This window comes from Methylobacterium sp. HMF5984 (assembly GCF_045033435.1).
Lineage (GTDB): Bacteria > Pseudomonadota > Alphaproteobacteria > Rhizobiales > Beijerinckiaceae > Methylobacterium.
In genome coordinates this window covers 5,232,690-5,251,809 of the sequence record NZ_JBJFLN010000001.1, presented here as the reverse complement: position 1 = coordinate 5,251,809, position 19,120 = coordinate 5,232,690, and the positions used below count along the sequence as shown (strand labels likewise).

Here is a 19,120-nt window from a genome sequence, read left to right as displayed (position 1 = left end):
CCGATTGGCCTCCATGGCGACAATCATCAGGAAGCCTGATCCGATCAGTTAGAGCGGGAGGCGGTTCCTTATGCTTTTTGCACGGAAGGGGTCGTGGCTCACTGCTCACGCTTCGGCCCCTCGACCAGCCCGTAGAGATGCGCCAGCGCGATCAGCTCGCCGTCGGTGCACTCGTGGCCATCGACCAGCCACAACCCCAGGTCGTCGCCCGTAGGCTCGACCGTCCGACCGATCGCGTGCAGGGCTTCGACGGCCTCGTGGAAGGGGTCGTCGCTCACGGCGCCGTCGGCCGTGCCAGCAGGATCGCGGTCCGTACGGCCAATCGCCGGGCGCCATTCTTCGCCGTGGGTTCGGACAAGGTGGCACTGGCATGGCGGCTGGCCTTCACCGCGGCGGCAAGATCCAGCGTGTGGCCGCTTCCGAATCCGAACAGGCGCACCGCGCCACCCGTCAGGAACACATCGACCGCGGCGTTGACCTCATCGGAAGCGATCGTTTTGGCCTTGATGAGGTCGCCGGTCGTTGGATCTGCCATCGGGCGATCGTAGATGCGCTGAACTCTTACGGCCACCCGCCAACGTGGCCTGATCGGGCAACTCAACAGCGCGCGCTCCGGGTCGCTGATGGTGGCGATCGACGCCTGCAACGCCCGGTTCAGCTGCGGCGGCGTCGTCCCCGCTCGCGCCGGCCTCGTCGGGAAGCGGACCTGGAGCACGAAGTTCGAGATGCGCACGCCGCGCTACACGACGCAGGTCGGCAAGCTGCCGATCGCGGTGGCCTAAAATTGGATCATGGCAGCGCCAGCGGAGCCTGAACCTAGTGCACTGACTCAGACGGATGGTTCAGGGGCTCGGCTGACGGCGGCGAGGATATCGGTGGCGGGTTTGGTCCAGACTAAAGGTCTGGCGCGCTGGTTGTGCTCGGCGATGTAGGGTCTGATGGCGGCCTGCAGATCGACGACGCCGGTGAAGGAGCCGCGTCGCAACCGACGACGGGTCAGCGCCTAGAAGAAGCCCTCGACGGCGTTGAGCCACGAGGCCGAGGTCGGGGTGAAGTGGAAGGTCCAGCGCGGGTGGCGGGCGAGCCAGGCGCGCACCTTCGGATGCTTGTGGGTGGCGACGTTGTCGAGGATTGCGTGGATCGCCTTGCCGGGCGGGACGGCGGCCTCGACGGCGTTGAGGAACCGGTTGAACTCACCGTTACGGTGGCGCTGCATGCAGCGGCCGAGCACGGTGCCCGCTAGTGCAGTGACGCGGACGGAGGATTCACGCACACGGTGAGGCATGCGAGTCTGGGCAATGGCTCAGACGGTCTGTGTGCTTCTCGATCCGAGCGACTCGGCCCGGCTGGCTACGCTTGTCGGTGACCGCTCCCGTCCGCTCAAGCACATCCAGCGCGCCCGCATGGTCCTGCTCTCGGCCGAGCGCTTGAGCGTCCAGGACGTTGCTCGGCGGGCGGGCGTCAGCCGCCCGGCCGTGTGGCGCTGGCAACGGCGTTACGCCGAGGCGGGCGTCGAAGGTCTGCTGCGCGACAAGACGCGTCCGCCTGGCACCCCGCCCCATTCGACCGAGACGGTGGCCGAGGTGCTGGCGCTGACCTGCTCGGAACCGCCGGGCGAGGTCACGCACTGGACCGGCCGTGCCGTGGCCCGCGCCGTTGGGATCTCGTTGCGCGCCGTGCAGCGGATCTGGGATGCTCACCGCCTCCACCCGCATCGGCTACGCACATTCAAACGGTCGCGCGATCCCGCCTTCGCCGCCAAGGTCGAGGATGTCGTTGGCCTTTACATGGACCCGCCCGCCCACGCGGTGGTGCTGTCCATCGACGAGAAGAGCCAGATCCAGGCGCTGGAGCGCACCCGCCCCGACCATCCGCTCGCCCCCTGTAGCGGAGCGGGGTGTACCGAAAGGGCACCCCGTTTTCCGTTCGGTATCCTACCGGGGGAGCAGGATCGGATGGCAGACAGCGCGTTGGTCAAAACGATCAAGCTGGTAGGCGGGATCGCCGGCTTGGCCACTGCCGGCTTCACGATCTGGGATCGAGCGTTCCGATCTCGCCCGTGGGCTGAGCCGCACATCAGCTCGCCTAGGGCAGGGCCAGCGACTGACATCTTGGCAGACAAGCTCTGCCAAACCCATGCGGCAACTAAGGGTTGAAGCGGTTATAGGCCTTTGTGCGTGGGCGGAGGCTGCCCAGCATCACGCAAGCGGTAGCCCAACGTTAGGACCTACATGATGCCGGAGTTGATCTGCCGAGCGTCCTTTGGGTAGTTCCGAGCGGACCCATGAGCATGAACGGAGCCATCACCGCTCAATACTCATTTGGGCAGTAAAACAGAATAAGGCCGGGGTCACCAAACTGCAGATGGTCGCCAAAATTCATGAAGCAGCACGCAATGTAACGGCCTGGTTCTGCCTACCCTAAAAACCTTTCGGGGGGGGCAATTATAACTGCGATTTCACAACTGATTTCGTCAGATCGATTTCGATATTTTGAAAAATCATAATTCTTCAAGAAAGAATTTTTCATTACTGGGTATGTGGTAAAAAAATCAACATTGAGGAAAAATGAAAATTGCATAGTTTTTCATATTCCCAACAGGCTCGAGGCTGGTTAAAAATTTCTAATTCTTTCGTGAAGCGTTCAGGTCTCTTATGCCAGTATGCGCTCTGATTATTTATCTCTTCGCGAATATATTTAGTTCTCCCGCATTTGCGGAAGATCTTTCGCGCGCTAATTTAGGAAACGAGGTTTCTAAGGAAATATCTACTCGCGCCCCAAGAGCAAAGACTGTTTCTCCCTCGTCCTTGAAAGGGGTTGCTCCAAGCGATCGGCAGCCCGGAAGTATCTTCCATTTCGGCCCCGAGGAGGTGGAGACTACGGCAGCGGTGTCGCCGGATGATGCCGAACCGAAGGAGGTCGGTCTTCCTGCACCGGTTGGCGGCTACAGGCTCAATTTCGAACGAGCCGAAATTAGAGATGTCGTTCACGCCATCCTGAGTACGACGCTCGGTCTTAACTATACCCTCGCCGGAGAGGTGAACGGACAAGTCACGATTTCCTCGCCCCGGCCGCTGAGTCGGGAGGAATTGCTCACTGCGCTAGAAACCACTCTAGCGGGGCAGGGTCTTGCCTTGATACGGGCTGGATCGGGCTACCGGGTAGCCCCCAATGCTTTAAGTCCTGGAAAAGTCACTTTCGGCCGTGCAGGTGAACCCGGCTACGGCGTCACGATCGTTCCGCTACGCTATGTTTCGGCTTCGGTGATGTCGCGCCTCGTCTCGGGCTTCGTCGCCGATGCGGACGGATTGCGCTTCGACGTCGCGCGCAACACGATGATCGTCAAGGGCCCAGCTCAACGGCGGCAGGAGGCCGTGAATGCAATCCTATCGTTCGACGCGGATTGGATGCGCGGACAGTCGGTAAGTCTATTCGAGTTGCGCCGCGCCCGGCCGGACGCCATCGTGGCGGAACTGACCCAACTCTTTGATACGGGTGAGAACGGTACCGGGGCCGGGCTAATCCAATTCAAGCCGATCGTGCGGCTGCGCACGATCATGGTCACATCGAAGAATCCGAACCTAATCCGCCGGGCTGAAACCTACATCCGGAAGCTCGACAGCGCGAACGAGACGGCTGAGGACAATGTATTTATCTACAAGGCACGCTACCGGGATGCTCGCGACCTCGCGAGGGTGGTGAACAACCTATTTGGCTCAGGCCAGGGCGGCATGGGCGGGACGAGCCCCGATCCGTCACGGTCGTCCTCGCCCGGTCTGACGGGGTCGGGCTTGGCCGGATCCGGGGCGGGCGGCTCCGGCTTGGGTAACTCCGGCGGTAGTTTCAATTCCGGGCTAGGCGGGGCGGGATCTAGCATACCGAACGGGGGAGCAACGGGCACGTCTGGGGCCGACTCGCGCGGTACAGATCTGCTTAAGGCGCGCTTCGCCGCCAATTTTAACGAGGGGAACACGTTCGCCAGCGGCACAGCGAGCGGGGGCCAGACCTATGCGGCGGGGCCCGGCCAATCGGGCGGGCTCCTAGACCTGACGCAGCGGAGCCAGGCGCGCCGCGTGGCGGTCAGCGTCGATCCGTCGAATAACGCGGTGGTCGTCTACACGGATGGCGAGAGCTATCGGAAGATCCACGCCGCGCTGCGCCAGCTCGACGGTATGCCGCCGCAAGTAGCAATTAATGTTACCATCGCCGAAGTGAAGCTGACGGATCAGCTCAAATACGGCGTGCAATATTACCTCGATAGCAGCCGGATCGGCCTCGGGAAAAACAAGGGATCGTTCGGTCTCGTTAGCGCGGCGGCCTCCGCTGCACCGAACATCATCAAGCCTGCGACGGGTGGTTTCAATTTCCTTGGCGGAAGCTATGCCGGTCCGGACATCGTATTGTCCGCGCTCGATGGCTTCACCGACGTGAAGATCCTATCCTCCCCCTCGCTCGTGGTCGTCGAGAACCAGCCGGCGACGTTACAGGTCGGCGATGCGGTGCCGATCACCACCCGCCAAGCGCAGAGCGTCGAAGTCTCGAACGCTCCACTGATCAACCAAGTTGAGTTCCGCGACACGGGCATCATTCTCAACGTCATCCCCCGCATCGGGCAGGACAACGCAGTCACACTTCAGATCGAGCAGGAGATTTCCGCCGTCGTCTCGGCTGCCGATACGCTGACGCCAACGATCTCGAAGCGTCGCGTTGCCAGCACGATCTCCGTTGCAAATGGACAGACCGTGCTGCTGGCCGGCCTGATCAGCGAGAAACGCCAGCGCGAGCGCGACGGCATCCCCTTCTTGAACCGCATCCCGAATGTCGGCGCACTGTTCAGCTCGACAGATAACGGCGCCGAGCGCTCAGAACTCGTGATCTTCATACGCCCGGTGGTCGTGCGCAATGCCGGCGATGCCCGGGCTGTCACGGAGAATTACCGCGACAAGCTCCTTGATGCCAGCGTCCGCCGTGGGGCACGTCCCCAGGCTCCTGTCTACAAAGATTGACACGATGCTCTGGTCCCGTGCCAACCATGCGATCAGGATGAAGACTGCGAGAGGGACTTCCGCCTCGAACTCGAAGCAGGGTTATGTCCTTATCGAGCTGATGCTCGTCCTGATGCTCGTCAGCCTGCTGGCCGGTCTCGCATTGCCTCGGGTCTCTGCAACTGGCGGAGCGAGCGAATTGTGGTCCACAACATCGCGCATCGCGGTCCTGCTGCGAGCGGACCGAAACGCGGCGTTGCGTGGCGGCCGGCCCATCGTAAGCGGTATCGACCGCGATGCAGGAGCCGTTCGTTCGGGCTCGGGCGACAACGTAGTTGTGCTTCCCCCGCACTACCGGATGGTGATCTCCGACGCGCTCGCGGCAGGCATTCGGTTCGATCCCGACGGCCATGCGCAGGGGGGCGAGATTGCGTTGCTGAATGCGCAGGAGCAACACTTGGTCCTGCGGATTGATCCGATCAGCGCCGCCATCGTGGTGCATAGTAGTGAGGCGCGCCATGCGCCTTGACCGAATTCTGCCCGAGGCCAACCGCCAAGCCGGGTTCATCCTCGCCGAGACGCTGGTGGCGCTGGCTATCAGCGGAGCAGTCTTAGTCGGTCTCTATTCGCTAACGAACGTTGTATCCCGCCATGCCCGGCTTATCATCGGCCGCGTAGAGGCTTCTGAGGCCGACCGCCGGGGCCTAGCCGCACTCGCTAGAGAAATCGAGCTCGCTCAACGTCTGCGCTGGGCGGGGCGGCCGGAGGCCCGGCCTTTCGTCTTCGTCGGCAGCGCGGACAGCCTCCTGTTCGCGGCTGATTCGCCGATCGGGTCCGCTGCGGCCCCTTCTCGGATCGTACAGCTTCAGAGCGCCGTCACACCGGACGGCGGCGAAGTCTTCCGCACCGAAGCAGCGCTTCCCCCCATCGCGCGGGAAATCGCCGACCTCAGTCCGGAATCTTCCCAACTTCTGCACCGTGGCCCCTCCCGCCTGCGCTTCGCCTATATCGTCGCCGCGACGGTTAAGACGCCTGAGATCGCCTTGGACGCATGGGATCTGCCCGACGCAATGCCAGTCGCCGTACGCCTTTCGCTCGAAGATCCGAAGACCGGCCTCATCACTCAATCGTTGCGCGTCGCCCTGCGCATAGAGGCCGAATCGGGCTGCGCCGCTCCCACGGAGGGCTTCTGCAGCCGCCCCGCCGACCGGGAGGGCGACGAGGGGGTCAGCACAGCAGCCATCGTCAACGCGCTTCAGAGGCAAAAGCCATGAGGGGCGGGAGGGATGGCTTCATCGTTGTCGCGGTGCTGGCGGTACTAGCCCTGCTGACAGGGCTGCTTGGCACCCTCAGCCTTGCGGTTAGGGGCGAAGTCGACTCGGTTCTAACCGCGTCCGAGCAGGTGCGGCTCGAAGGGTTGATCCAGGCCGGAGCGGCCCTCATCGCTTATGAACTCTACGAGCTCAAGCGCCCGGCCTTCCGCGTGAACGGCCGGGAGATCCGCCTAGACGACGGCGTCGTGCAAGTCACCGTCGAGGACGAGGCCGGGAAGATCGACCTTAACGGGTCGGCGCCCTTGCTACTCGCAGGACTTTACCGGGCGGCTGGTCTAGCTGACATCGAGCCGGAGGTTTTTGCCGCGAAGGTAGTGGCATGGCGCAAGCGTTTTCCGCCAACTGGCGCGAACCGCGAACGGCGGGAGCCCGGCTTCCGCTCGATCGGCGATTTGCGTTGGTTACCCGGCTTGTCCGCGTCCGATGCAGTCGCACTGTCCGAATTTGTGACTGTACTGAACCCTCAAGGAAAGATCGCCCCCGCGACCGCACCCGTTACAGTCTTGTACGCCCTTCCCGGCTTGATGCCGCAGACCATCGACCGCGTGCTGCGGCTGCGTGAAGCTCCAACCGACCGGCTGGCTGAGGATCTGGCGAACCTGCTTCGCGACCAGCAAGCCTACCTTGCCGTCAAGGCCAGTCGCTGCTTCCGAATCCTTCTGGATGCAACCACGAACGCACAGTCGCGCAAGCGCATTCGGCTGACCACAGTCAAGGCCTCTCAGGAGCAGGCACTCTATTACACAACCGCGTACGAACCCGTGTTTTAAGTTCAGCGACCCGTTCGCTCTGCGTTGAGGAGCAGATACGTACATCCATCGCGGCAGTCGGAAGGCTGTTTCGCGGGAAACTCCTATTTTTAAGCTGAAATCCGTGCGATCTGACCACAAGTAGATGAATTTCTCTCTATATGCTGAATATTGCCCTTGAAATATCTGAGAAAATAATCGAGCATTTACTTGGAGCTGCGAATTGGGCGCGGCTCCGAATCATCTGAGAGGACCAAATCATGCAAAGATATGCGAAGAAGGGGCTGCTCGCGGCATGCCTTGCGGCCGGATGCTTGGGAGTAATCTCGTCGGCACAAGCACAGGTCGCTTGCCCCATCAGCTACGATGCACTGAAAACGGCGGTGACGCAGGCGGCGGCTGCCGATTCCACGGGATTTAACAACGATTTCTGGGCGGTTGCCGTCAATCGTTCCGGCAATGTTTGCGCCGTCGCGTATTCAGGTGCAGCGATCGATTCGCAGTGGCTCGGCAGCCGGCAGATCGCTGCCGCAAAGGCCTACACCGCCAACGCATTTAGCCTGAGCGTTACGGCAGGTCGCGGCCCGCTCTCAACCGCGCAGCTCTACGGCTTCGCGCAGCCGTCGCCGAGCGGCGGCAACCCGCTTTTCGGCCTCGAGGGCGGCAACGTCCTGCAGGCCGAGAAAGCTTACAACGGTGACTACTTCCAGTTCGGCACCGCACAGGACCCGATGCTCGGTTACCGGATCGGCGGTACGATCACCTTCGGTGGCGGCCTTGCGCTCTATTCCGGCAACTTCGCCGTCGGTGCGATCGGCGTGTCCGGGGACACTGCCTGCGCCGATCATTCGGTCGCATGGCGCATCCGGCAGGTCCTCAATCTTCGCGGCCCGGAGACGGACACGATCACCCTCGTAAATGGCGCGACGCCGTCGACGGGCGGCCATCCGAACTGCCCGAACTCGGCCGGCACTCAGGGCCAATCGACCAACAGCTGATTCGGTGGAAAGGCCAGCGGACATATTTCAGCCGCGGCCTTGTGACGCTTCGCGACGATCCAAGAGTCGCTATGTCCGGTCCACCCTGGTCGAACACCAAGACCCGTATCTGTCGCCGTGCCGGTGGCTCGGCGGCGGGTTCGCGGGGCGGGCGGCTGAAATGGAACATTGTGCAAGACATCGTGCATATAGGTCGCGACGGCTGGCTCTTCCTCGTTGGCGGATCGAACAACGTGTTGGACCAGTACCGGGAGGACGCCTTCCCGCCGCAGCATTTCCAGGCATGGCGCCGCCTGCTGGAGGATCGCGTCCGGCGCGCGCGCGGTGTCGGCGCGCGGTACTTTCACGTGGCGGTCCCCGAGAAGCTGTCGATCCTCGCCGACCACTCCGACGTGCCGGTCGATCCCGACCGCGCGCCGTCGCTGGCACTGCGCCGCTGGCTCCGCAATTCCCTCGCGTGGGGATCGTTGATCGACCTAAGCACGTCGTATCGCAGTGATCCGGACCGCGAGAGCCTCTACCTCAAGACGGACTCGCATTGGTCCCTGCTTGGCTGCCATCGCGCCTACCTGAGCATCTGCGCGCGCATGGGAGTTCGACCGCAGGTCCGCCTTGTTCCGGCCGATCCCGCGCTCGCTTCGCTATCTGGGGACCTCGGGACCAAATTTCCGACGCACCGGAGCGAGGTTCTGCTGGCCTGGACGTATCCGCGCACGGCCGAGCGTGTCCACGTCAACGCCTACCTGCACCGTATCCTCACTGAGCGCGGCGCCACCGGGGGCGGTGTTGGAACGCAGGCCGTGTTCCGCAACGAGGCACCCGGTATCGATCCACGCCGGATCATCCTGTGCGGGGATTCATTCGCCCACCATGCCTTCCTGCCCCATGTCGGTACGCTAACAGCGATGTTCGCCGAGACATTTCACGAGGTGTACTTTTTCTGGGCAACGACGGTCGACTGGTCCCACGCCTCAGAGCTTCGCCCTGATTTCATCCTCACCGAGATCGCCGAGCGCTTCATGGTGACGATCCCTCCTGCGGATTTTGAACACGATAAATTTGGCCGGCAGATGGAAGCTCTTTCTTTCGGCAGCTGAGCTGCAAGCCGTGAAATTTGTTCTGTCCGCTTCTATTCCTTGACTGGGACGTCTCCGGCGGCTCGATCTGTTCAAGCAAATTGATATTGCAGCGCAACTTGTTGCATTCCGGCCACGAGGAGCAGATTTCTAATCTTGGGGAGACAAGCGGTGCTGCGGCTTAGGTATTGTTGAGTTAAAAATCGTTAATTCCAACGCTTTCGGAGCCAGGTCGGAGATTAGCGAGTGGGTGAGGAAATTCGCCTCGAATCAGCCGCCGACCTCTCCCTCACGGACTTCCTCCGGATGCGAGGCCTGCCGGTTGCCGCCGTCGGCGCCGTAACCGCCCAAGCGATCTGGCGACAGGGTGATATCGGCGCCGAGGAGCTTGCTGATGCGGTGGCCGCTTTTCACTGTGTGCCCCGCGCCAGCCGGGACGCGGTCGTGGACCTGCCGGCCCTGACCAAGGGATTGTCCCGGCGCTTTCTGCAGGAGACCTTCCTTTATCCCGTGCGCACGGCGGAGGGCGCCCTCGTCCTGACTGCAGATCCTACGCAAGCCGAGCCCATCGAAGCGGTGAGGCTCGCCCTCGATGAGCGAGCCGCCTTGGCTGTGCTCTCCTTTGAGGAAATAGCGGATCTGCTCACCCGCGACGACACCGCAGACCACCCGCTGCATGGGGAGGTCGACCTTGACGGCGCAACTGACGTCGGTCTCTTCGACGACATCGAGACCCTGCAGGATCTAGCGCGCGGTGCGCCCGTCGTGAGGGCGATCGACGACCTCTTCACCCGCGCCCTCGATGCGGGGGCCACCGACATCCACATCGAGACAGCACGGGAAGAGCTGCGCATCCGCTTCCGGATCGACGGACTGCTGCGACTGCAGCAGAACATGCCACGAGGCATGGCGCCGGCGGTGATTTCCCGCGTGAAAATCCTCGCCGGTCTCGACATCGCCGAGCGCCGCCTACCGCAGGATGGGCGCACAACAATCCGGGTCGGCTCCGTCGAGGCGGATCTGCGCGTGGCGGTGATGCCAACGCTATATGGAGAGACGGCCGTCTTGCGCATCCTCGTGCAGGATGCGCAGATCCTTAATTTCGGGCGGATCGGCATCGCCGGCCGCGACCGCGCCGCCCTCGAGGCAATGCTGGCCGAGCCGCACGGCGTCATCATCGTCACGGGACCTACTGGCAGCGGCAAGACGACGACGCTTGCAACCGCGATCTCACTGTTGAACGATCCGGCCCGCAAGATCGTCACCGTCGAGGATCCGGTCGAGTACCAGATCCCCGGCATCCACCAGACGCAGGTAAAGCCGGCGATCGGGTTGACCTTCGCCAGCGCCCTGCGCTCCTTCCTGCGGCACGATCCGGACGTGATTATGGTCGGCGAGATGCGCGACCGTGAGACAGCAAGCATCGGCATCCAGGCAGCGCTCACTGGCCACCTCGTTCTGACGACCCTTCATACCAACAGTGCCTGCGACGCGGTGGTCCGTCTCGCAGACATGGGGATCGAGCCGTTCCTGATCGCCTCCGCTCTGCGCGGCGTCCTCGGGCAACGCCTCGTCCGGCGCCTCTGCGCCCGTTGCCGAATATCGGACGAGCGCGGCGCCGGACTCCTCCGCGAGATCTGCGCGCGACGAGGGATCGCGCCGCCTGAGCGGTTGCACCTGCATGCTCCGGTTGGTTGCCCGTCGTGCGGGGGAACCGGCTACCGGGGGCGCGTTGGACTTTTCGAGGCGCTGCCCGTTGATGGCGCCGTGCGCGACCTGGTCCGCCGTGAACCCGATCCGATGCGGATCCTCGAAGCGGCTCGTGCCGGCGGCATGACGACGATGCTTGAGGATGGAATCGGAAAGGCGGCCGAGGGCCTAATATCCCTTGAAGAGGTGATGCGTGTCGCGGCCTGAGCCTAGCATGAAGGGCGCGATGACCCTCGTGCTCGTCCGGCAAGCGATGGCGGCCCGTCTCGCGCCGGCATGGGCGGCCGCTGGGTGGGTGTCCGAGCAGTTGCTCGATGCTTTCCTGGCGCAAATCGCGCCGCTTCTCTCCCGCATCGTCCCACAGCGGCGGGTGGTGATCGTGCCGGAGGACGGGACGTTCGTCCTGCACGAGCAGGCCGGACGCGGTACCCTCGTCCGTGTCGGCCCCCTCGATGATGTGGCCGAGGCCACGCCGGGCCGATTCGCGATCATCGACCTGCGCCTACCGGCCGACCAGATGCTGCGCCGCAGCCTCACCCTGCCGTCGGCCGGGCGCGCCTACCTTCCATCCATCATCGCCCACCGTCTCGAGCGCCTTACGCCTTGGCGCATGGACAAGGTGCTGCATGGCTTCGCCGTGTCCCCGGAGGAGCGGACGGATGGCACGCTCGTGGTCGACCTCCTCGCCACGTCGGCGGATCGTCTGGCGCCGGTTCTTAAACGTCTTACTGCCAAAGGCTACGTCCCGACGGCCCTCGGAAGCGCTGAGGATCTAATCGACGCCCCCCCGCGCATCGACTTGTATGCGGGACGTCCCGGCACCGCCGACCGGTTTCTTCGGCGCCGGGTCGGCCGGATCGCCGTTTCCACGGCTGCCGCGCTAACGGCGGCATGCCTCGCCAGCGCGTGGGTCGCGCAAGAGGCCGAAGCCGAGCAGGCTGAGACTACGACGCTTCTCGCCGCCCTGCGGAGCCGTCTTCAGGCTCATCGCGGGGGCGGGACCTCGCACGAGCGGGCACTCATCGAAGCGCATCGCGATGCGAGCGCTCTCGTCCTTATTGACGGTCTGAGCGCGGCTATTCCCGACAACACGGTGCTCCAGGAGATCAACCTAAACTCTGGGAAGATACGCCTCGCCGGACGGTCAAGCGACGCGCCGGCTCTGATCAAGCAGCTCGAAGGACAGGCAGGCCTGACCGGCGTGAAGTTCGCCGCCCCGGTCGTGCGCGACGCCTCGGGGCGCGACCTGTTCGAGATCACGGCGGAAAGACCCGGCGCGCTACAGGGGGACGGACGCGGGCCTGGCGTCGATCCCGCGCGTCCGTTCCGGGGACCGCGATGATCGCCATCACCGCTCCCGCCCGCTGGGTCAGGCCGACCGCCCTCGTGGTTTTCGTCGCGCTACCCTGCCTCCTCGCGGCGCTAACGGTTGCCAACATCCTGCGCTGGGCTGAGGCTCGAACAGCGCAGGCGGAGCAGGCCGAACGCGTGGCCGACATCGAGCGGCGGGTCCGGTCCTTGACCGCCGACCGGCCGCCAGCCCTCGACATGAGCCGGATCTATCTCGGCGCCACGGTTGCGACTCTGGCACGGGCCGAATTGCAGACGCGGGTGGTCGATTTGATCGAGCGCTCCGGGAGCCGCCTCATTGAGGTGCGGGCAGATGAAGATGCACCGGCGGAGGATCCCCTCAGCGCGACCGTCCGTGCCACGTTCGAAACGGTGCAGGACCGTCTCGTGGACCTTCTCGCGGCCGTGGAGGGCGGCCTGCCGCTCCTACGCGTCGCCGGCCTCGACGCCCGGCTGGAGCAGCGGCGGGAGTCTTCCGTTCTCCCCGATGATCCACGCCTGCGTATCACCCTTACGGTTCGGAGCTACCGCAAGAGGGGGCAGCCGTGATGAGAGCAGGGCTCGCCAGCCGGTGCGCACGCGTTCTTCGCTTAATCCTGGCGGCGGCAATCCCAGCGCTCGCGGTCGTTGATGGTATTGCCTGGGCCGAGCCCGTGACCCCCTGGGGCGTCGCTCGCCAGATTCTGCCCGACGCCCCCGCCACAGCCGATCCGGTTGGCCCGCCGGTCATGCCGACGATGCCTGGCGGCGGCATTGGAACGGTGATGGGGCCCGGCTCAGCGCCCCGACAGGGCGGTTTCACGCAGCCGTCCACGCAGAGCTCGGTACTGCCGCGACCGCGGCTCTCCGAGCGTCCCGCCGAAAAGGTTGCCTCCGAACTGAATCCGTTGGCAGACATGCTCCCCGCGTTGAAGGCGGTACGCGAGCGACCGCTCTTCTCGTCTTCGCGCCGACCCCATAAGCCTGTCACGGCTCCGGTGGCGCAAGTCGTGGTCCCGGTCGCGGCCTTGCCGCCTTCCGCTCCCGCCTTGCGCCTTATCGGAATCGTCCAGGATCCAGAAAACGCGGCGGGCCTCGTGCGGCGTGGAAGCGGTCCGACCCTCGTACTGCGCGCAGGCGACCCTATCGATGGATGGTCCGTCAGTGAAATCGGGCCAGAGCATCTGACGATCCGCCTGGGCGATCAGGTCCAGACCTACAGGCTGTTCGCGGCGACCACGCCGCCCGGAACGCGGCTCCGACCGACCCCAGGGCAGCGCGAGCGATGAGCCGGTCGTTCCTCGCGCCCTTCCTCCCACCGCTTGCCGTCATAAGCGTCACTGGCGCCGCGTGGCTCGGACACGGGCCGACCTGTGCTTTGCTGATCCTCACGGGCCTGGCCCTCGTCGCGGCGCAGATCGCGTGGCAGGATCTCGCGACGTACACGATTTCTGATGTGGCTTTGATCGCCCTCGGCGTGCTGAGTCTCGCTGCGCGACTATCTGAGGCGGCTTTCTTGGGTGTTCCGCCGCTGACCGCCCTTGGGCTCGCCGCCCTCGACGGATTGCTGTGCGGAGCCGCGTTCTTCCTATTGCGCGAAGGTTTCTATCGCTGGCGCGGCTACGACGGCCTCGGCTTCGGCGATGTGAAGCTCGCCCTTGCCGGGGGCATCCTCGTTGGCACCGATGGCTTCGCCTGGACCGTGCTTGCCGCGAGCCTCGGTGGTCTCGCTGTTGCTCTGTGGCTGCGCGGGCGGGGTCAGGCCTCGCCCGAGCCGAAGAAGCTCGCCTACGGGGCGCTCCTGGCGCCCTGCCTCTGCCTCGTCTGGCTACTGAGCGCTGGCCTGCCGCAGCTTCAGGCCCCAGCTCTCACAGGGATCGGCTGACATGGGCGCGCTGCTCAGCTTCGAGTACCGGGCCATCGATCCGGTGGGTAAGATCCTCTCGGGCAGCATGGAGGCGGAGACCCCAGCCGACGTTGTTGCGCATCTCGAACGCCTCGGCTGCACGCCGATCTCGGCGCAGGCGGCCCCGACGCGCTCCACCGGGCAGCGGACTTGGCGCGACCTCCTCAAGCCCGAGCCCTCGCCGGTCGGCATCACGGCGATGACACTCGATCTCGCCATGCTCCTGCGCGGCGGAGTTGCTCTCGACGAGGCGCTGCTGATCCTCGCTCAGCTCGCGAGCGACCGCTGGTTGGCGCAGGTGCTGCGCGATCTGCATGCGAGCCTCGGCCAGGGGCAAAGCTTTTCCCAGGCGCTGGCCCGGCATCCGCGCATGTTCTCGCCGATCTACGTGAAGATGGTCGAGGCGGCCGAGGCCTCTGGCTCGCTCGCGGTATCCCTCACGGCTCTGGTCACAGAGCGACAGAGGGGCGAGCGCCTGCGCAAGCGCTTCATTTCGGCGATCTCCTATCCCGTCTTCCTCGTGGTGGCGGCGCTCGGTGTTCTCGTCTTCGTACTGATCTACCTGATCCCGAAATTTGAGGTCGCCCTGCAAGGATTTCGTGACCGAATCGATCCGACCGCCCTTATCGTATTTAACATGTCGGCTTTCCTAAATCGAAACCTTGACTCACTGGTGATCGCGCTAGCCCTTCTTTTGGTCACAGGTGTCGTGATCGCGCGGCTCGGGCGGGAGCACGGCCTCTGGATTGCTCTGCTCGCGCGCTTACCCGGCGCGCATGGCGTGCTCCAAAGCGAATTCACGGTGACGTTCTGTCGGACGCTCGCCGTCCTGGTGCGCAACGGCGTCGACATCTCCAGCGCCCTGCGGCTGATGCGCGGCGTCGTCCGCATGCCCCGGGCGGGCGCGGAGATCGACGGAATCGTTGCGGGCGTGCGCCAGGGCCGGCGCCTCTCCGACACCCTCGGCAACCGCCAGCTCTTCCCGCGCCACGTCGTGCAGATGCTGCGCGTTGGCGAGGAGGCCGGTGAATTGGCCGCCAGCGCCGAGCAGGTGGCATTGTTTTACGAGACTAAGCTGGATGCGGCTCTTGGCAGACTGATCTCTGTCGTGGGGCCGGCCGTCATGATATTCGTCAGCATTCTCATCGCGTGGCTAATTATCTCGGTAATGACCGCGCTGATGAGCATCAATGACATGCTGGCCTGATGCGAGGGGGTGAGGATGGATTGGTTGGGAGCCAAAATACACCAGACGGCAGCACGCCACCAGTATCGGAGTCGAGATCGCGACCGCCATGGAGGTTTTACATTAGTTGAATTACTCGTTGTCCTAGTAATACTTGGGCTAGTGATGGGGCTTGCTGGTCCACGGGTGCTCGGATACTTGTCGAGTTCGCGCGAGCGCACCGCCAAGCTACAGATCGAATCCTTTTCGTCGGCTCTCGACCTGTTTTTCCTCGACAACGGCCGCTACCCGAACATGAGCGAAGGGTTGCAGGCGTTAGTCCAGCGGCCGACCTCGGCCGAGAACTGGAGCGGCCCATACCTGAAGCAGGCATCCGTCCCTGTTGATCCCTGGGGGCGACCCTACGAGTACCGGGTGCCCGGCAAGGCAGCTCCCTACATGATCATCTCCCTCGGGCCGGACGGGCAGCGGGGGGACGGCAACACGGTCAGCCGAGAATGAGGATGCGGGGGGCGGGCCGCGACGGCTTCACCCTGATCGAGGCCCTCGTGGCCTTCGCGATCGTCGCGGGCGCCACCGTGGTCGTGCAGCGAAGCCTCGTGCAATCCCGCGGCGCCACGGCCCAGGCTGCAGACCGTGTAGCGCCTGATTGGCTGATACGGAGCCTCCTCGCCGAACCCTTGTCGGACGCGGACATGAGTATGGGAGGACGGTCTGGTGTGGAGGGCAGCCGTCGGTTTGAGGTCCGCCTGATGCCGATCATCGATGTGAACGATGACCAGGCTGTCCAAGCGCCAAACCGTGCATCCGATCGGCCCGAGAAGCAGGTTCGGTGGCAACCCATTCGTATGTCGATCACGGTCGAAATTAGCCCTGCAAAGTGGCTGACAATTCATACAATCAAGCTCGGGCGCGTGAGGGTGATCACGTCAGACTTTGACCACGAATTACGGGATGGAACAGTTCGGTGATCGTACCGGTCGATAGGACGTCAAGTCATGTGCAGATGGAAAGCCCGGCCCTGGAGGTACCAGTGTCGCAACGATTATCGACAACGAGAGCGGGCTTGGCCCGCTTGGCGTAGTGGCTGTCGTTCTTAGTTCTGCAGGAGCAGTTGCATCTGATGTCGAATTTAGAGATGTCGTTGCCATTCTTTATGCGGTCGAGTTAGGCGCGAAGTAGTGGATTGTTTCACGCTCGAGCTACGTCGCCGGCGAGCGTCTCGATGGGCGCACCTTGATCAAATTGGGTGGGCGTCGAACTCTGGTTCATGGTTGGCGTCTGAACGCTGCCTCCTCTGGATCCATCTCATCCGCGCGGTGCCCCCCACCCGGCTGCTTTCGCCTCGTCCTCGGAGCAGAACATGCGCTCGCCGGCTTGCTCGTCGATCACGGTGCGCGTGTAGGCGCTCGTCCCTGGCAGGTGGTAGATCCGGTTGCCCCTGGCCGAGATGTTCCCCTTGATCGTGCAGGTCATCGAGGCATTCGATCCGGCCGGCGTCGGCTCGTCGGCCGCTCGCGCTGCTGCTCCACCTCGACGTGTCCTACGCCAGCCCGCTGGGTCTTCGAACGTGCCAGCCCAGATCCCGCGCTTGGCCGCACGTGCCTGCGCTTCCTGTCCCACATACTCGCTCGAGTAGCGCCGGAACGCGACGGCATGGCCCTGCGCCACCATCCAGGCGTTCAGGTCCTCAGGGCCCTTCCTACAGATGGCTACAGTGCGACCGTAGCGGTCGGTGTCCCGGGGCTCACATGAGATTGGTGCCTCGCCGATCCGATCGGACAGCGCGAGGGCAGCGACCTGTCCGCAGCGATACTCCTTGCCGGCGGCGTCCTCGCACACCTGAGCGCTCTCCAGCGCGTCGATCCCAAAGAGACGGATACGGGTGCCATGGATCACCACCGTGTCGCCATCGGTGACGCTGGTACGCCCGACGATCGGCTCGGCAGCGAATGCGCCCCCGCCCTGCAACATGACGATGGCGGTAAGCAGGGGGTGACGCATGCAAAGGACTCTACGCGTCGCCGACGACCTGTCGAGTGGTGTCCACTCGCACACCAGCGAACGCCAACGCCGCATTTGCTAAGGGCAACGTCATCAACAACGGCGAGCCGGTCACGGCACAGGTGCAGCAGCGGCCAGACAGTTCCCTCGACGTGATCCTCGACAAGATAAAGGCGCGGTCCGCTGGCCTGATCGCTGGAGCCCGGGGCCCGCTGCCCGGGGCAATTGCTGGAGGCCGTCGCTTGAGGGGCTGAGGTCACCCGCCGGCCCGATCGCGTCTGGTGGGGCGCCAGCCAGTGGCAGGGTAACGGGCGCGAGTTTGAGAAAGACATTGGGAAAGAAAGAGGATGGATTAGCTCAGCCTGTCTCAGCTCGACTTTGGCCACTCATGCGGCGTGGCAGAGGGCATAGGCCCAGGGCGCTGGCAAACGGAAGCCGGGTTTTGTTCGGGCGCGTCGGCGCGGTGATGTTGCCAAAGTCCGCTCGCGCCAGATCGCATAGCGCACGGCGGCCAGAGCATCGGCGAAGGTCGGGCGCGGTTTGGGGTACCACGCGGCGGCCGCGATCCGTTGCCGTTGGCGGACTGGGAGCCGTGCAGCCAGCAGCGTGACGATCGAGAACAGGGCGAGCAGGCAGGGCGTGGTGCGGGCGATGGCCTTGTCCGACCACTGCCGCTGCGTCTCGACACCGAGATGGGCGCGCGCTTCCTGGAAGGTGACCTCAACGGTCCAGCGCCGCACGAACCACCCCACGATCTGCGCGGGCTCGCGCACCGGTTCGGTGCAGAGCAGGGCCTGCGGTGCAAAGCGGCTCTCGGGATCGCGCACCAGCACCCATCGGATCGGCACGACCGGCAGACCGCCGTGCCGCCACACGGCGGTCCCGGAGGCGATCTCAAGGGTGCGCTCGCCCGCCCCGTACCAGCCGGGCACCACGACCGCGTGCCAGCGCGTGTCCTTGGCCGCGAGGATCGCGGCGAGCGTCGGCAGCCGCGCGCCTTTGGTCCGCGGGCGTCCAATCGTGCCGGGCGGCCGAGGTGGGGCCGGCTCGTAGAGAGCAGCATCCAGCCGCAGGCGGGTGATCGCCGTGATGCGAGCGCGGCGCATCGCGTCGAGGAACAGCAAGGCCGAGAAGCCGCTGTCGCCCACCACAACGAGGTCGCGTGCGCGCAGCCAGCGGCGAGCCTGGAGAGCGAGTTGGCGTCCGACGTCGAGCAGAGGCTTGTGCCGACGGCCCCGTTCGCGACAGGCGCGCTCTGACGGCACCAACGCGGTTAGGAACGGCAGCGCCCAGACGCGCCCCGCCCAGGGGATCGGGGCGAGCACCATGAGGCTCATCCAGCGCAGCCCGCTCGCCTTGACGAAATGGCTGTCGGAGGAGCGAACTGGATCACGGTAGATGCCCTTGGCCGCGATCCGCTTGCCGCGGCGGCGCTCGATCGTATCGTCCAGTCCCAGGACCACGGGGCCGCGTTGCGCGAACGCATCGACGAGGAGCCCGAGCAGGATACGGCTGCCGGAGCGCGGGCACCACGCCGCTCGGTTGAGGATACGGTGGACGTTCACGAACCGCCGCTCCTGCGCGCGGCCGATGATGCGCAGGACGCTCGTCACCGTGCGCCGCCCCGGCGTCAGGATCGCGCCGATCAGCAACAGCTGAGCATGGCGCCAGGAGCGGTGGACGAACAGCGGCGCGAACGCCAGGATGATCCCGGCAAAGCGGGTGGGCAGGGGCAGCATGGCGGTGTCTCTTGGCGGGGACGCCACCAGCCTATCCCTCACGCCCGCTTCGTCACCTCCGCCCACTCCACGCGCCGCAAATGGCCAAAGTCGAGCTCAGAGTC

The 19,120-nt window shown here is 64.5% G+C and carries 17 protein-coding genes and 3 pseudogenes; 15 read left to right on the top strand and 5 right to left on the bottom strand.

The genetic code is table 11. The features are described 5' to 3' along the window. Positions 1 to 98 precede the first annotated feature (98 nt). Together ACFZ8E_RS25595 and ACFZ8E_RS25590 are read right to left on the bottom strand one after the other, a co-directional pair. On the bottom strand, positions 99 to 278 hold the full coding sequence (locus ACFZ8E_RS25595) for a hypothetical protein (RefSeq protein ID WP_405044226.1): 180 nt from the start codon (positions 276 to 278) through the stop codon (positions 99 to 101). Continuing rightward, positions 275 to 535, bottom strand: a complete 261-nt coding sequence (locus tag ACFZ8E_RS25590) for a hypothetical protein (RefSeq protein WP_405044225.1) — start codon at positions 533 to 535, stop codon at positions 275 to 277. Before ACFZ8E_RS25590 ends, ACFZ8E_RS25595 begins: the two co-directional genes overlap by 4 nt. Positions 536 to 578: 43 nt before the next feature. On the opposite strand from ACFZ8E_RS25590, the pseudogene ACFZ8E_RS25585 reads away from it, so the two are divergent. Further along, positions 579 to 782, top strand: a pseudogene (locus ACFZ8E_RS25585) (DUF4113 domain-containing protein); the annotation flags it as partial. A gap of 47 nt (positions 783 to 829) precedes the next feature. On the opposite strand, the pseudogene ACFZ8E_RS25580 reads toward ACFZ8E_RS25585, so the two are convergent. Next, a pseudogene (locus tag ACFZ8E_RS25580) lies at positions 830 to 1,252 on the bottom strand (IS630 family transposase); the annotation flags it as partial. Between the two features lie 46 nt (positions 1,253 to 1,298). Here ACFZ8E_RS25580 and ACFZ8E_RS25575 point away from each other — a divergent pair. The 14 genes and pseudogenes from ACFZ8E_RS25575 to ACFZ8E_RS25510 all read left to right on the top strand — a co-directional run. Then, positions 1,299 to 1,883 (top strand): annotated as a pseudogene (locus ACFZ8E_RS25575) (IS630 family transposase); the annotation flags it as partial. A gap of 1,005 nt (positions 1,884 to 2,888) precedes the next feature. Beyond that, entirely contained in the window at positions 2,889 to 5,006 is a 2,118-nt protein-coding gene (gspD, locus tag ACFZ8E_RS25570) for a type II secretion system secretin GspD (RefSeq protein ID WP_405044224.1), read from the top strand. Between the two features lie 4 nt (positions 5,007 to 5,010). Further along, positions 5,011 to 5,514, top strand: a complete 504-nt coding sequence (locus ACFZ8E_RS25565) for a prepilin-type N-terminal cleavage/methylation domain-containing protein (protein ID WP_405044223.1) — start codon at positions 5,011 to 5,013, stop codon at positions 5,512 to 5,514. Beyond that, positions 5,504 to 6,259, top strand: coding sequence for a type II secretion system protein J (locus ACFZ8E_RS25560; protein ID WP_405044222.1), 756 nt, complete (start codon positions 5,504 to 5,506; stop codon positions 6,257 to 6,259). Before ACFZ8E_RS25565 ends, ACFZ8E_RS25560 begins: the two co-directional genes overlap by 11 nt. Next, positions 6,256 to 7,089: a type II secretion system protein GspK gene (locus ACFZ8E_RS25555; protein ID WP_405044221.1), complete on the top strand. Its 834-nt coding sequence runs from the start codon at positions 6,256 to 6,258 to the stop codon at positions 7,087 to 7,089. Before ACFZ8E_RS25560 ends, ACFZ8E_RS25555 begins: the two co-directional genes overlap by 4 nt. Positions 7,090 to 7,328: 239 nt before the next feature. Further along, positions 7,329 to 8,066: a heme-binding protein gene (locus ACFZ8E_RS25550; protein ID WP_405044220.1), complete on the top strand. Its 738-nt coding sequence runs from the start codon at positions 7,329 to 7,331 to the stop codon at positions 8,064 to 8,066. A gap of 71 nt (positions 8,067 to 8,137) precedes the next feature. Further along, on the top strand, positions 8,138 to 9,163 hold the full coding sequence (locus tag ACFZ8E_RS25545; protein ID WP_405044219.1) for a hypothetical protein: 1,026 nt from the start codon (positions 8,138 to 8,140) through the stop codon (positions 9,161 to 9,163). A gap of 225 nt (positions 9,164 to 9,388) precedes the next feature. After that, entirely contained in the window at positions 9,389 to 11,059 is a 1,671-nt protein-coding gene (locus ACFZ8E_RS25540; protein WP_405044218.1) for a GspE/PulE family protein, read from the top strand. 19 nt (positions 11,060 to 11,078) lie between these two features. Continuing rightward, a complete protein-coding gene (locus ACFZ8E_RS25535) occupies positions 11,079 to 12,194 on the top strand; it encodes a PilN domain-containing protein (RefSeq protein ID WP_405044217.1) in 1,116 nt (371 codons plus the stop codon). Then, positions 12,191 to 12,751, top strand: a complete 561-nt coding sequence (gene gspM / locus ACFZ8E_RS25530) for a type II secretion system protein GspM (protein WP_405044216.1) — start codon at positions 12,191 to 12,193, stop codon at positions 12,749 to 12,751. Before ACFZ8E_RS25535 ends, gspM begins: the two co-directional genes overlap by 4 nt. An 808-nt stretch (positions 12,752 to 13,559) precedes the next feature. Next, positions 13,560 to 14,066, top strand: coding sequence for a prepilin peptidase (locus tag ACFZ8E_RS25525; protein ID WP_405044215.1), 507 nt, complete (start codon positions 13,560 to 13,562; stop codon positions 14,064 to 14,066). A gap of 1 nt (position 14,067) precedes the next feature. Further along, positions 14,068 to 15,294 (top strand): type II secretion system F family protein, encoded by a 1,227-nt coding sequence (locus ACFZ8E_RS25520; protein WP_405044214.1) that lies wholly within the window; start codon positions 14,068 to 14,070, stop codon positions 15,292 to 15,294. A gap of 15 nt (positions 15,295 to 15,309) precedes the next feature. Then, positions 15,310 to 15,774 (top strand): type II secretion system major pseudopilin GspG, encoded by a 465-nt coding sequence (gene gspG, locus ACFZ8E_RS25515; protein ID WP_405044213.1) that lies wholly within the window; start codon positions 15,310 to 15,312, stop codon positions 15,772 to 15,774. Positions 15,775 to 15,776: 2 nt separating this feature from the next. Further along, the gene (locus ACFZ8E_RS25510) at positions 15,777 to 16,244 is read left to right on the top strand and encodes a prepilin-type N-terminal cleavage/methylation domain-containing protein (RefSeq protein ID WP_405044212.1); all 468 of its coding nucleotides are present in this window, start codon (positions 15,777 to 15,779) and stop codon (positions 16,242 to 16,244) included. A gap of 337 nt (positions 16,245 to 16,581) precedes the next feature. Here the strand turns inward: ACFZ8E_RS25510 and ACFZ8E_RS25505 are convergent, their stop codons facing one another. Then, a complete protein-coding gene (locus ACFZ8E_RS25505; protein ID WP_405044211.1) occupies positions 16,582 to 17,277 on the bottom strand; it encodes a thermonuclease family protein in 696 nt (231 codons plus the stop codon). A gap of 386 nt (positions 17,278 to 17,663) precedes the next feature. Continuing rightward, complete coding sequence (locus ACFZ8E_RS25500) at positions 17,664 to 19,016, bottom strand: transposase (RefSeq protein WP_405041836.1); 1,353 nt, start codon at positions 19,014 to 19,016, stop codon at positions 17,664 to 17,666. Positions 19,017 to 19,120: the final 104 nt, after the last annotated feature.

Bases quoted from the DNA above. Each gene is read 5' to 3' on its own strand.
- ACFZ8E_RS25505 (WP_405044211.1), bottom strand. From the start codon at position 17,277: ATGCGTCACCCCCTGCTTACCGCCATCGTCATGTTGCAGGGCGGGGGC.
- ACFZ8E_RS25520 (WP_405044214.1), top strand. From the start codon at position 14,068: ATGGGCGCGCTGCTCAGCTTCGAGTACCGGGCCATCGATCCGGTGGGT.
- ACFZ8E_RS25590 (WP_405044225.1), bottom strand. From the start codon at position 535: ATGGCAGATCCAACGACCGGCGACCTCATCAAGGCCAAAACGATCGCT.
- ACFZ8E_RS25555 (WP_405044221.1), top strand. From the start codon at position 6,256: ATGAGGGGCGGGAGGGATGGCTTCATCGTTGTCGCGGTGCTGGCGGTA.
- ACFZ8E_RS25545 (WP_405044219.1), top strand. From the start codon at position 8,138: ATGTCCGGTCCACCCTGGTCGAACACCAAGACCCGTATCTGTCGCCGT.
- ACFZ8E_RS25565 (WP_405044223.1), top strand. From the start codon at position 5,011: ATGCTCTGGTCCCGTGCCAACCATGCGATCAGGATGAAGACTGCGAGA.
- ACFZ8E_RS25510 (WP_405044212.1), top strand. From the start codon at position 15,777: ATGCGGGGGGCGGGCCGCGACGGCTTCACCCTGATCGAGGCCCTCGTG.
- ACFZ8E_RS25535 (WP_405044217.1), top strand. From the start codon at position 11,079: ATGACCCTCGTGCTCGTCCGGCAAGCGATGGCGGCCCGTCTCGCGCCG.
- ACFZ8E_RS25560 (WP_405044222.1), top strand. From the start codon at position 5,504: ATGCGCCTTGACCGAATTCTGCCCGAGGCCAACCGCCAAGCCGGGTTC.
- ACFZ8E_RS25500 (WP_405041836.1), bottom strand. From the start codon at position 19,016: ATGCTGCCCCTGCCCACCCGCTTTGCCGGGATCATCCTGGCGTTCGCG.
- gspM (WP_405044216.1), top strand. From the start codon at position 12,191: ATGATCGCCATCACCGCTCCCGCCCGCTGGGTCAGGCCGACCGCCCTC.
- gspG (WP_405044213.1), top strand. From the start codon at position 15,310: ATGGATTGGTTGGGAGCCAAAATACACCAGACGGCAGCACGCCACCAG.
- ACFZ8E_RS25550 (WP_405044220.1), top strand. From the start codon at position 7,329: ATGCAAAGATATGCGAAGAAGGGGCTGCTCGCGGCATGCCTTGCGGCC.